Genomic DNA, 12,043 nt, shown 5'->3' with positions numbered 1-12,043 from the left:
CGGAGCGCTACAACTCCTTGGCGGCCTGACGGATCGTCTCGGCGGCGGGCTTCACGCCCGGGTCGGGGGCCGGCGCCGATCCCAGGGCCGGTCCGGACCGCGGGCCGCCACGCTCCTCGGGGGATCCGACGACGAGGGTCCGCACGTCATTCGCGGTCCGCAACCCCCGGCCGGCGGCAGCTGTCCGACCTGTGTGCGCGGACGGGACCGCGGCGGTTGTCGCCGGCTTCGACACCGTCGGTGCCTCACTCGCCCGGGCGGCCGCGGCGGCCGCGTCGAGTGCCGTGCCCAGCGCCACGGACGCTTCGTCCGGCAGGGCAGCCGGCAGCGCTTCCAGGGTGCGCTGCGCGGCGGCGCGTTCCGCCGACAGCAACGCGGTCAGGCTTTGGTCGCGGTTGCCCGCCGCGACGCCGGTGACGACCTGGTGCGCCGTGGTCATGTAGGCCGTCGCGGCGCGGCGGCGCTCGTCCGGCCGCAGGCGCGCCTCGATGTCCTCCCGCGCCGTTCGCCCCTTGGTCTGCTCGGCCTCGTACGCGGACACCATCGTGGCCCAGGTGGCGTCCACGACGTCCTGTGCCGCGGGGCCGCCGCGCCGTTCCGCGCGTTGCGCCTCCTGCAGCCACCCGCGTTCCCGGCCGGGGGCGAGATCGGTCGACGATGCAGCCAAGCGCGCGTACACGTTCTCGTGGGCCTCGGCCGCGGCCCAGTGCACTTTGGCCGCGGCGCTCGCGTGGAGTTCCCCATGGGCGGTGTCCACGAGACCGCGCGCGTACTCCAGCATGTCCAGGCCCGGGGCGTTGCGGTCGCGGGCGCCGTACCGGTCGATCATGGCGTCGAGGTAGTCCCGGACGATCGCCGCCTCGTCGGACGCGTAGAAGCCGCTCTGCGCCTGCGCCGCGGCTCGGCCGGCCGTCTCCCGCGCGGTGCTCGCCTCGGTCTGACGACGCAGGGAGCTCGTCGCCGCCGGCTTCCGGTGGCGCTTGTCGAAGGCGGCGGACAAGTCCTTGCCGGCGCGCCGCGCCAGCTTTCGCTGGAACGCCCGGTCCTCTTTCGTGGCCGCGAAGCGCTCGCCGAGCGCCTCCGCCCTTCCGGAGCCGAGGAATGATGCGGCCAGCGCCTCCGGCTTCTGGAACCGCTCCCACCGCCCCCACGATGCCCAACGGTTGTGGGTGTCGAGGGAAGACTGCCCGGGGGAGTCGGCAGAACTCCAGGTCATGTGGCCAGTCTTTGAATCCCGTGTCCAGCTTTCGCGGGTACCGGCATGCTGCTGTTCGCGTACCGGAGCTTCCGCACGGAACGGCGGGGCGTGCTCGTCGGGCGCCCGCGATTCCTCCCGCTTTCCCCACCGCGTCCACCATCCGCCCACGCATGCTCCACGTGCCTCGCCCGCCCGGTCGGTCCGTCGGCCCGCCGCGAACCTGGCAAGCCGAAACGAACATCCGGCGGGCGGCAGAACGCTACCCGCACCGTTGGTGTGTTGCCGCGAGGCCGCGGACAAGACGGGCGATGTCCGTCCGCGTGGCCGAAATCGTCCCTTCGGCCGCGCGGACTGGACACCCGCCGCGGTCGGTCGCAGCGGTGCCGCCCGGGGCTTTCCACCGGCTGGTCCGATTCCGTGGACATCGGCGGCCCTCGCCAAGTACCTTTGAGAACAAAGGCTTTGTTGTCAAAGGGAACGGGGTTCACCCATGCCTCATCTGACCGTCCACCTCACGGAGAACAGGCTGACCGGCAAGGAGTCCGGGCTCGTCGCCGCGCTGACCGACGCGGTCGTCGATGTCTACGGCGAATGGGCCCGCGACCTCGTGAGCGTCCGCCTTGCCGGCGTCCCCGCGGGCCGGTTCGCGCAGGGCGGCAAGACCGCGGACACCAACGCCTCGGTGACCATGGGCGTACGTGCCGGCGTCTTCGACCGGCCCGACGCGGCCGAGATCACCGCGCGCCTCGGTGCCGCGCTCACCGATGCGCTCACGCGTGTCGTCGGCGAGGACCTCCGCGCCGGCACGATGGTCGAACTCGTGGCGTCACCGCCGGAACGCACCTTCGTCGGCGGTGCACTCGCCGTGTGACCTCCCTCGGGGCCACGGACGCGGCCGGGCCCGGCATGGGCTGTCCGTCCGCCTGTGCCGGTTTGCCGTAGGTAGGGGCTCTGCCGCGCCGGTAACCGCCTTTTGGGGACGGGAAGTCGTGATCAGGCGGTGTGTGCGGCTTCGCCGCGGAGCCGATTGTGCCCTGCGAAACCCGCGCTCGGCGTCGTGCAGCGTTGCTCACCCGGTCCGGTTGCAGTGTGGTCTCGGGCATTCACAGTCGGAACTTCGGACTGCCAGGGTCGGTCCCTGTCCGGCGCGGTCCGCGGCGGGCGTCGTCGGCGGAGAGGGACGTTTGTGGACCTGAGGAAGCGTGTCGGGAGACTGGTGGCCGCCGGTGCTCTGCTGGCGGGGTCGCTCGTGGGCGTGAGCGCGACGAGCGCGAGTGCCGGCGAGTCCGGTGCGGAGGCGTTCTGCAACACCGTCGACCAGGTGCGGAACAGTTCGAGCGGGTTCGGCTTCTTCCTGGGCACGGTCCCGGTGCACACGCACCCGTACGGGGCTTGTGCCGCGACCAACTACCGTTCGGGAACCAAGTTCTACTACTGGTGCTACCGCTACAACGACTACGGGAACTTCTGGATCTTCGGGCGCGTCGCGGGCAGCGACTTCATCGGCTGGGTGTACTCGCCGAATGTCACATGGGAGACGGGTTCGCTGAACTCGTGCGACCCGAGTTGACCGATCCGGGCCGCAGGTGATCGTGGGGGGCGTCGGCGTTCCGCCGGCGCCCCCCGGGCGTGCGGCACCTCCTCAGGTGAATCACCCGCGGACCGGCGGCCGGTAGGCCGGGCCGGCGGCGGCTGCGAGGGTGGCGTGAAGGCGGGCGGCACGGGACGTGACGGCCTGGTCGTTCCAGGAGATGAGCAGGAACTCCGCCTCGCGGTCGTCGTCGGCGCCGGGACGGCGCAGCGGGGCGGGCACGGGCCGCTTGGCGTCGGAGTGCAGGACCACGACGAGGCGCAGCGTGTTGCCGGTGCGGCTGACGGACACGAGCGCGACGTCCTGCCAGGTGACGGTGAACGCCGTTCCGCCGAGCCGCATTTGCAGCACGCGGGCGTCGATGCGGAGCGAGCTGCGGACGAGGAGGGGGAGTGCGCCGACCAGGCGGGGCAGGAACCCCACCAGGATGGCGATGACGGACAGGAATACCCCGGCGAGGAGTTGCCCGATCAGCGCGGTCGACGTGCACAGGACTGCGGTGATCAGGGCGGTCCACAAGGCCGACTTCCGGATGCGTCGGCGGAACACGGCCGGGCCGCCGTCCTGTACGGCGAACTCGTGGACGGCGGACGGTGTGACGGGTATGCGTGGCGCGACCGCAGGCGGGGGCGGCGGCACGCGACGAGCGGGCGCGATGTACGTGCCTTGTGCGGGAGCCCCTGCGGCGCGAGGGTTGGGCGCAGTCGGCGCCGACTCGGGCGCCGGGGACGGTGCCCGTACATCAAACGGTATGCCGCCCGCGTCGACTTCCGCTGCCGGTCGTCCGGCCGCGGGCGCCGCCGTTTCGGTCAGCATGGCCCCGACCTCGTGCGCCGACGGGCGTCCCTCCGAGGCCTTCGACAGGCACTTGTCGAGCGTCGTGACAAGCCCCGGCGGAACCCCGTCGAGCCGTGGCGGCGCATGCACGACGCGGAACAGCAGTGCATGCGAGGCGCCGTGCCCGAACGGCGGTTCCCCCGTCGCGGCGAAGACCAGCACGGACGCCAGCGAGAAGATGTCCGATGCGGGGCCGACCGCCGCCCCGAGGGCTTGTTCGGGCGACATGAAGCCGGGTGTGCCGACCACCATGCCCGTCGAGGTCAGCGCCGAACCACCGCCGTCCTCCATGGCTTTGGAGATGCCGAAGTCGATGACGCGGGGCCCGTCGTCCAGTAGCAGGATGTTGGACGGCTTGAGGTCACGGTGCACCAGGCCGATGCGGTGGAAGGAGTCCAGCGCCTCGGCCAGGCCGGCGCCGAGCCGGCGTACCGCGGCTTCGTCCATCGGCCCCTGCGCGGCGATGTGTTCGTCGAGGGCGGGGCCAGGGACGTATTGGCTTGCCACCCAAGGGGATTCGGCGTCCGGGTCGGCGGCGACGACGGGTGCGGTCCAGAAGCCGCCGGCTTTCATCGCCAGGTCGACCTCGCGCCGGAACCGCTTGCGGAATCCCGGGTCCCGGGCGATCTCCGGCCGCACTTGCTTGACTGCCACCCGGCGGCCGGACGCGGACTCGCCGAGGAAGACCTGCCCCATGCCGCCCGCCCCGAGCCGCGCCGTCAGCCGGAACGGACCGATGGCCGCCGGATCCCCCGGCTGCAACGCCTCCGCCACACCCAACCCCCGTCCGCGGTGTCTTGATCTCGCCACCCTATGGGGCGGAGCCCGCTCGTCGGGTTCGGGCGGGTGCCGTCGTGGTGCCGCTGCGGTACCGCGGGGGCGTGTGCGGTGGACAACCGCGACGAAGTCCGCGAGTTCCCGACCCGCGGCGGGCCAAGATCACCCCGGCGCGGGCGGGCCTGCCCGCCGGCGGGTCGCCGGTCCGCGGAAGCCCCGAGGGCACCGAGCCGACGACGGGGATCACGGTTCGAAGGTGCAGGCGCCGGTCACGGGGGTGCCGGCAAGGCGGGCCTGGATCCAGGCGACGTCGTCGGCGACGGCCGACGCGCCCAGGGTGTGGGCCCCGTCCGGATAGGGCTTGAACTCGATCGCGGCCGCGCCTCGCGCGCACAGGTCCTGGGCGAGGGCGTTGTTCATGGCGCTGAGGATGTCCCGGCCGCCTTGGGTGAGCAGCACCGGGACGCGGAGCTTGACCTGCGAGGTGGCGTTGGCCGTGAGGTAGGCCTTGATCGGCCCCAGGTCGGCGTTCGGAAGGAGGACGTCGTCCGGGGCGGGCATCGGCCCGGTGTCGCCGAAGCATTCCTGCGGGTCGAACCGGACCTGGGCGAGCGCCGCAGGCGTGAGGAAGGCTTCGGGCTTGAAGTTCGGGTCGGTCAGGGAAGCGGCGCGGACGAGCGTGAGGAAGATGCCGATGTACGGTGCGGAGGTTTCGGACTGCTGGGCGACCAGCTCCGGCATCGCGTCGAAGCCGACGGCCGGAGCCTCGGCGATGATGCCCTTGACGTCCAACTCCGGCGCGTACTCGGGCGCATAGTGCCCGGACCACAGCGCGGCATGTCCGCCTTGCGAATTGCCCGTGAGAATCGTGGACTTGCCGATGTCGGGCGTCAGGTTCCGGGCGGCGCGGATCAGGTCGAGCGTGCTGTACGCGGCCGACTTGGCGTGCAGGTAGGCGTGCGGGGTGCCGGTCGCGCCGAGGCCGAGGTAGTCGGGTTGGACGACGGCGAAGCCCTGGGCGAGGAGGGTGTCCACCAGTCCGGGGCCGGCGTCGGGGTCGTTGTTGAGGAACGCCCACGTACCGCGTGAAGGACCGCACTTCGGAGCCGATCCGAGGGTGCCGTGATCCGTGGCGGCCACCGGCCATCCGCCGGCGGGGGCGGGGCCCGGCGGCAGGAAGACGAGCCCGGTCGTGGCCACGGGTTTGCCGTCGTAGCCGGTGGTCGCGTACATGACCAAGATCTGCTTGGCGGCGCCGGCGAAGCCCGCTTGGGGGACGTCGAAGGGGCGCTGGCGGATGACATCACCGGGCTTGACCGGCGGAAGCGGCAGCGGCGGGTCGAAGAAGGCGTCCCCGTCGGGCACCGGCGCCGAGGACGGCGGCGGGGTGGAGGCGGACGCCGAGGGGTTGTCCGGGACGTCGGCGTGCGGTGATGGTGCGCCGACCGCGGAGGGCCGCGCGCCGTCTTCCGCGGAACGGTGCGATCCCTCCCTGCTGCACCCGGCTGCGGCGAGGGCCGCGAGGCACGCGAGGACCGCGGCTCCTCGCCCGAACCGGCCCAATGCCGCGGTCGGCCTGTCGTGTACGGAACGCATATGCTCCACTCCCGAGACGATCCGTGGCGAAGAATCCGGTCATTGCCCGCAGGGTTGTGCGCGAACACGGAAACGGTGCGCGCGCACGGCGGAGTCGCCCGGCCGTTCGCCGTTCCGTGCCGTACGCGCCATGGAGCCGTTCCGACTGCGAGGGAAGCGTAGACGCAGAAAGTGAACTCGGCTAGCTTTTGGGCATGGATGCGGAGAGGGCGGCGCGGCTCGACAACATCCGTACGCCACGCGGCCGTTACGCGAAGGGGGTCCGCCGCCGCAACGAAATACTGGCGGTGGCACTGGAGGTCTTCGCGACCCTCGGTGACAAGGGCGCGCTCGTCAAGGAGATCGCGGACCGCATGGGCATGTCACAGGCCGGCGTCCTGCGCTACTTCGGTTCCCGCGAAGGCCTGTTGATCTGGACGCTCGCCGAACGGGACCGCCTCGCCAAGGAACAGGCCGCTGGGGAGTCCTACGGCGACCCTCTCGCGCCGATGGCCGCGACACTGCGCCGCAGCGCCGAAGTGGCAGGCCTGGTACGCCTCTACGTCAACATGGCCGCGGCATCCGGATTCCCCACGCACCCCGCGCGTGACTTCTTCGAGGTCCGCAACGGCGACATCATCGACGCCTTGCGCGACGGCCTCGCCGAGTTGCAGCGCGACGGCCGCATCCGCCCCGACGTCGACCCCGACGCCGTCGCCCGCCTCGCCCTCGCCGCATCGGACGGCATTCAGCACCAGTGGCTGCTCGACCCCACCGTGGACATGGGCACCGTCATCGACACCATCGTCGCGCTGGTCGTCGATGTGCCCCCGCCGCCCGTGCCGCGCTGACGTCGACCGTCGCGTGCACCCTGCCGACTCGTGGGCGCACCGAGGCTGGTCGCCCTGCGCCTACGGCCGTTCGAACAGTTGCAGGACGCCGCCGGCGGAGAAGCAGAGCGCGCCGACGAGGGTGCCCCAGTTGGCGATGTCGGCGTTGACCAGGCTGTCGGTGGCGGGGCGGGTGTACGCGGCGAGGGCCGAGACCATGAAGAGGGCGGAGCCGAACTGGTTCACGGCGACGATCCACCAGCCGAGGCTGCGCTGCCGGAGGCAGGGGCGCGACCGGTGGCAGATCTCCACGAAGGCGAGGTGGCCGGAGATCAGGAAGAGCAGGCAGCCGATCACGTCCGGCGTCCAGATCAGCCGGTTGACCTGCTGGACGCTCAGCCCCTGGAGGAAGGAGTCCAGCAGGTTGACGGCGAACACCAGCGTGCCGGTGAACAGGACGAACGTGCTGAGCCAGTCGACTCGCGTCGGCTCGTAGCTCCACCAGCGCCACGGGCGGGTAACCAGTCGGCCCTCGCCGCCGGGGAGATGGCGGGGGGCGTTGACGACCTGGAGCAGGGAGACATAGCCGCCGGTGTTGAAGAAGAGGCCCCCGGCGAAGTAGATCGAAGCGCAGGTGGTGGCATCGCCTGACCCGAACTGGGCAACGGCGGCCCCCGCCGCGAACAGCGCCCCGCCGACGACGAAGGCGGTGGCCGCGATCGCGTTGAGCCTCCGCAGACGGGCGCGGGCCTTGTCGTCGGCGACGGTGCGCCGCGCGGCGACCGCGCCGGGCGCGTGCACGGCCAGCACACCACGCCGCCGCGCCGGCCGCGACTCCCACACGGCTGTGCCGCCGCCGGGCGGATGCCAGGTGAGACGGGTCGTGAACGGTCCGGCGCCTTCGGCACGCTGGTCGGGGTGAGCGGGGTGAGCCACAGGGCCGAGACTAAACGCGCGGCGAAACACCGCCGGTGCGCAACGCCGACGGTGGGCTGGATGCCGCACGACTGCCGCGCCCAACACGGCGGTGAACTTCGCGTCCTGGGCAGACCGCATCACATCCGCCGCGGTCAGTACCCCTCCCGCCAAGGTCGCGCGGCCTTCGAGGAGATCGGACGCTTCCTCACCGCGTGAACCGCATGGTGCCGATCGAGGTACGGAGACGATCGCACGCACGTGAGGGCCGGACGACCGTTGCCGGGAATCGGCAACGGTGTCGGGGCGCATTCCCGGACGCTGTTGCGGGCGGGGGCGTGCGCCTGCCTTCACAGCTCCTTCGCCGGCCAGTCGAGGAGTTTGGCGCCGATGACCGCGGTGTGGAGGACGTAGCGGTGGAGGGGGTCCGCGGGGTCGGAGCCGGTGAGGGTCTTGATGCGGTCGAGGCGGTAGGTGACGGTGCGGACGCCCAGGCGCAGGCGGCGGGCGGTCTCGGCGGCGACGCAGCCGGAGTCGAAGTACGCCCACAGGGTGTCCAGGAGCGGCTGGGCGCCGCCGCGGGCGTCGCGCAGCGGGCCGAGGGCGGTGCGGACCAGGTCGGCCATGGCGTGGCGGTCGCGGGTGAGGACGGGGAAGACCAGCAGGTCCGCCGCGTACAGGACCGGCGTGGTGAGGGGCATGCGTTCGGCGAGGTCGAGGGCGTTGAGGGCCTCTTCGTACGAGTGGACGACGCCGCCGGGGCCCGGGTGGGCCCGGCCGATGGCCACCCGTCCGCCGTCGGTGGCGGCGCGTGCCTGCTCGGCGAAGTAGACGAGCATGTCGTCCTGGGAGCCGGGCGCCACGCAGATCAGCCGGCCTTCCTTGGTGGCCAGCAGGATGCGCCGGGCGCCGAAGCGGGTGACCAGGGCCTGTTCGACGCGGCGGGTGACCGGGTGGGTGTCGTCATATGGCTCCGGGCCGGTGGCGACGGCGGCGGCGTGTTCGTGGGCGAGGCGCAGTCCGAAGCGTTCGGCGCGTTCGGCGAGCCGGTTCAAGTCGCTGCGCCCGTAGAGCAGGTCGTCGACGAACTCGCGGCGTGCGGCCTCTTCCTGACGGACCGCCAGGCGCTGGGCGTGGTCGTATCCCTCGCCCGCGGCGTCGACGGCTTGGCGGACGGCCTCCAGCAAGCCCGCGGTGACGGCGCTCATCTCGCGGGCGGTCGCGGCGCTCGCGGCGCCGGGCAAGGTGGGCCAAGCGGCACACGCGGCGGACAGGTGCGCGGCGACCACCCGGCGGAGGCTGTACCCGTGTTCGGCGGCGCGTTCGCCGAGGGCGCGGCGGGCGTCGAGTTCGTCGCGGGTGAGGCGCCGTCCGGTCTGCGAGACCTCGGCGAGGGCTTCCGTGAAGCCGTCCACGTATTCCTCGGGTATCTCCACGGCTGCTCGTGCTCTCCTTCTCCCGCCTCGGGGGCCTGCGGGCCGAGTCTGGCATAAAGAAAGCGTAAAGATTGCCGGGGGTCGGCAATGTGCGCGGAGCCGTTGTGCACGCAGGATGTGGGGCACGGGGGGATCGCGGCCCCGCCGCCGCCTCCGGCAGGTACCCGAGGCGGCGGCGGGGCGCGCACCGGTCGCTGTCGGGCGTATGCGGACGAGGGGGTGGCGTCGATGGACGAATTTGCCGCCGTGGTGCTGGCGTTCCCGGCCGTGGTCTTCACGTTCGCCCTGGTCGTCGTCGTGGCGTTCTGGCTGTGCGTCCTCGTCGGCGCGGTCGAGCACGACTCCTTCGAAGACGGGTCCGCCGGGGACGTGTTGGGGCTCGGCGGGGTGCCGCCGACGGTGTCGGTGTCGCTGTGGGTCGCCATGGCGTGGGTGCTGAGCCTGGTCGGCGGAGTCCTGTTCGGGAGCGCCGCCCCTTCCGCCGGGATGCGCGCGGTCGTGGACGTGGGGGTGCTCGCCGCGGCCGTCTTCGCCGCTTGGCTCGCGACCCGCGTGGTGCTGCATCCGCTGCGGCACTTGTTCCCCGACGAACCCGGGCCGTCCCGCCACGACTTCATCGGTCTGACGTGCGTCATCCGGACCGGACGGGTCGACGGGCGCTTCGGTCAAGCCGAGGTGACCGCGCGGGACGGCGCCACGGCCGTCGTCCAGGTCCGTCAGACCGGCACCGACGTGTTCGCGGCCGGGGGAACCGGGCTGCTGTACGCCTACGACGAGCCGGGGGAGTTCTTCTGGGTCGCGCCCTTCGACGCGGCGCTGGACCCGGGGGCCCCGCTCGCCTGAGCTTCGTCGGCCGCTCTCGTGCGGGCCGACCGCTTCGCTAAGGATGTCTCATGAATGCCATTGGTGTGGGCCTGGCCGTGTTCGTCGCCGTGGTCCTGCTCATCGGTCTCGCCATGCTGCTGGTGGTCAGCCGCCTGTACCGCAAGGTCGAACAGGGCAAGGCGCTGATCGTCTCCAAGACCCGCCGGGTGGACGTCACCTTCACCGGCCAGGTGGTGCTGCCGATCCTGCACAAGGCCGAGGTCATGGACATCTCGGTCAAGACGATCGAGGTGCACCGCTCGGGCCGGGACGGCCTGATCTGCCGCGACAACATCCGCGCCGACATTCGCATCTCGTTCTTCCTGCGGGTGAACAAGACCGTCGAGGACGTCGTCAAGGTCGCCCAGGCCATCGGCAGCGCCCGGGCCAGCGACGCCAAGATCCTCCAGGAGTTCTTCAGCGCCAAGTTCTCCGAGGCGCTCAAGACCGTCGGCAAACAGCTCGACTTCACCGACCTCTATACGCACCGCGAGGAGTTCCGCGACCGGATCATCCAGGTCATCGGCACCGACCTCAACGGCTACAGCCTCGAGGACGCGGCGATCGACTACCTCGAGCAGACCCCGGTGACGAGCCTGGACTCCGCCAACATCCTCGACGCGCAAGGCATCCGCAAGATCACCGAGCTGACCGCGGTGGAGCACGTCCGCACCAACGAGTTCCGCCGGACCGAGGAGAAGGAGATCACCCGGCAGAACGTCGACGCGCGCGAAGCGATCCTGGAACTGGAACGCCGGCAGGCCGACGCGGAGATCAAGCAGGCCCGCGAGATCGCCACGGTGCGCGCCCGCGAGGAAGCCGAGACCGCCCGGGTCCAGGAAGAGGAGCGGCTGCGCGCGCAGACCGCGTACTACAAGACCGAGGAGCACCTCGGCGTGCAGCGCGAGAACGTGGCGCGCGAGGTCGTGGTCGCGGAGAAGAACCGCGAGCGGGTCATCGCGGTGGAGAACGAGCGCATCGAGAAGGACCGGCAGCTGGAGGTCATCGCCCGCGAACGCGAGACCGAGCTGACCCGGATCGCGGCGAACCGCGAAGTGGAGACCGAGCGGCGCGACATCGCCGAGGTGATCCGGGAACGCGTCGCGGTGGACCGGACCGTCGCCGAGCAGGAGGAGAGCATCAAGCGCCTGCGGGCCGTCGAGGAGGCCGAGCGGGAGCGCGCGGCCATCGTGATCCGGGCCGAGGCGGAAGCGCAGGAGAACCTGGTCAAGGGCATAAAGGCGGCCGAGGCCGCCGAGCAGGCCGCGGCGCACAAGGCGCGCGAGCAGCTGACGCTGGCCAAGGCTCGCCAGGACGCCGCGGAGCTGGAGGCCCGGGCGAAGGTGCGGCTGGCCGAGGGGACGCAAGCCGAGGCCGCCGCGGAGGGCTTGGCGGAGGTGCTGGTGCAGGAGCGGAGCGCCGCGGCACTGGAGAAGGTCGGGCAGGCCGAGGCGCTGGTCGCCGAGCGCAAGGCGGCCGTCGAGGCCGAGGCGATCGGGCTGAAGCTCAAGTCCGAGGCCGCGGGCCTGACCGAGAAGGCCGCCGCGATGGCCGCGTTGGACGAAGCGTCGCGCGGACACGAGGAGTACCGCCTGCGGCTCGCCGCGGAGAAGGAAGTCCGGCTCGCCGGGCTCGACGTGCAGCGGCAGGTCGCCGAAGCCCAGGCCACCGTTCTGGCGACCGGGCTGGAGAACGCCGACATCAGCATCGTCGGCGGCGAGAGCGTCTTCTTCGACCGCCTCGTCGGGGCGATCTCGCTCGGCAAGGGCGTCGACGGTTTCGTGCAGAACTCGGACACCGTCAAGGCCCTGGCCGGACCGTGGATGGACGGCAGCGCGGACTTCACCGCGGACCTGAAGCAGATCCTCGGCTCCCTCGGCACCGCGGACGTGCAGAACATGACCGTCTCGGCGGCGCTCATGCAGCTCATGCGGGACGGCCGCCTCGGCCCCGACACCGCGGGCGGGGCAGCCGGACTGCCCGGTGCCAACGGCGTCAAGAACTGAAAGGCGCGGCGCAG

10 protein-coding genes are annotated in these 12,043 nt (G+C 71.8%); 5 read left to right on the top strand and 5 right to left on the bottom strand.

Annotation, left to right across the window (positions count from 1 at the left end):
• Positions 1–7: 7 nt before the first annotated feature.
• The gene (locus ABEA93_RS09140) at positions 8–1,216 is read right to left on the bottom strand and encodes a hypothetical protein (protein WP_345674854.1); all 1,209 of its coding nucleotides are present in this window, start codon (positions 1,214–1,216) and stop codon (positions 8–10) included.
• 472 nt (positions 1,217–1,688) lie between these two features.
• Between ABEA93_RS09140 and ABEA93_RS09135 the strand changes: the two genes are divergently transcribed.
• Positions 1,689–2,069: a tautomerase family protein gene (locus ABEA93_RS09135; RefSeq protein ID WP_345674853.1), complete on the top strand. Its 381-nt coding sequence runs from the start codon at positions 1,689–1,691 to the stop codon at positions 2,067–2,069.
• Positions 2,070–2,414: 345 nt separating this feature from the next.
• A complete protein-coding gene (locus ABEA93_RS09130) occupies positions 2,415–2,768 on the top strand; it encodes a hypothetical protein (protein ID WP_345674852.1) in 354 nt (117 codons plus the stop codon).
• Positions 2,769–2,849: 81 nt separating this feature from the next.
• Here the strand turns inward: ABEA93_RS09130 and ABEA93_RS09125 are convergent, their stop codons facing one another.
• Positions 2,850–4,400: a serine/threonine-protein kinase gene (locus tag ABEA93_RS09125; protein WP_345674851.1), complete on the bottom strand. Its 1,551-nt coding sequence runs from the start codon at positions 4,398–4,400 to the stop codon at positions 2,850–2,852.
• Between the two features lie 246 nt (positions 4,401–4,646).
• Positions 4,647–5,999 carry a lipase family protein gene (locus tag ABEA93_RS09120; protein ID WP_345674850.1) on the bottom strand — a complete coding sequence of 451 codons (1,353 nt, stop codon included), beginning with the start codon at positions 5,997–5,999 and terminating at the stop codon, positions 4,647–4,649.
• A 194-nt stretch (positions 6,000–6,193) separates the two neighbouring features.
• Here ABEA93_RS09120 and ABEA93_RS09115 point away from each other — a divergent pair, with 194 nt between their 5' ends.
• A complete protein-coding gene (locus ABEA93_RS09115; protein ID WP_345674849.1) occupies positions 6,194–6,829 on the top strand; it encodes a TetR/AcrR family transcriptional regulator in 636 nt (211 codons plus the stop codon).
• Between the two features lie 60 nt (positions 6,830–6,889).
• Here ABEA93_RS09115 and ABEA93_RS09110 read toward each other — a convergent pair whose 3' ends face one another.
• Positions 6,890–7,744, bottom strand: a complete 855-nt coding sequence (locus ABEA93_RS09110) for a hypothetical protein (RefSeq protein ID WP_345674848.1) — start codon at positions 7,742–7,744, stop codon at positions 6,890–6,892.
• A gap of 329 nt (positions 7,745–8,073) precedes the next feature.
• Entirely contained in the window at positions 8,074–9,159 is a 1,086-nt protein-coding gene (locus ABEA93_RS09105) for a PucR family transcriptional regulator (protein WP_345674847.1), read from the bottom strand.
• A gap of 228 nt (positions 9,160–9,387) precedes the next feature.
• Between ABEA93_RS09105 and ABEA93_RS09100 the strand changes: the two genes are divergently transcribed.
• Together ABEA93_RS09100 and ABEA93_RS09095 are read left to right on the top strand one after the other, a co-directional pair.
• The gene (locus ABEA93_RS09100; RefSeq protein ID WP_345674846.1) at positions 9,388–10,002 is read left to right on the top strand and encodes a hypothetical protein; all 615 of its coding nucleotides are present in this window, start codon (positions 9,388–9,390) and stop codon (positions 10,000–10,002) included.
• 50 nt (positions 10,003–10,052) lie between these two features.
• Positions 10,053–12,029, top strand: a complete 1,977-nt coding sequence (locus ABEA93_RS09095) for a flotillin family protein (protein ID WP_345674845.1) — start codon at positions 10,053–10,055, stop codon at positions 12,027–12,029.
• The last annotated feature ends 14 nt before the right edge of the window (positions 12,030–12,043 follow it).

The sequence above is a fragment of the Yinghuangia aomiensis genome (genome assembly GCF_039542225.1).
GTDB lineage: Bacteria > Actinomycetota > Actinomycetes > Streptomycetales > Streptomycetaceae > Yinghuangia > Yinghuangia aomiensis.
The sequence above is the reverse complement of the archived record's forward strand: the minus strand, read 5'-3'. Positions and strand labels throughout refer to the sequence as shown.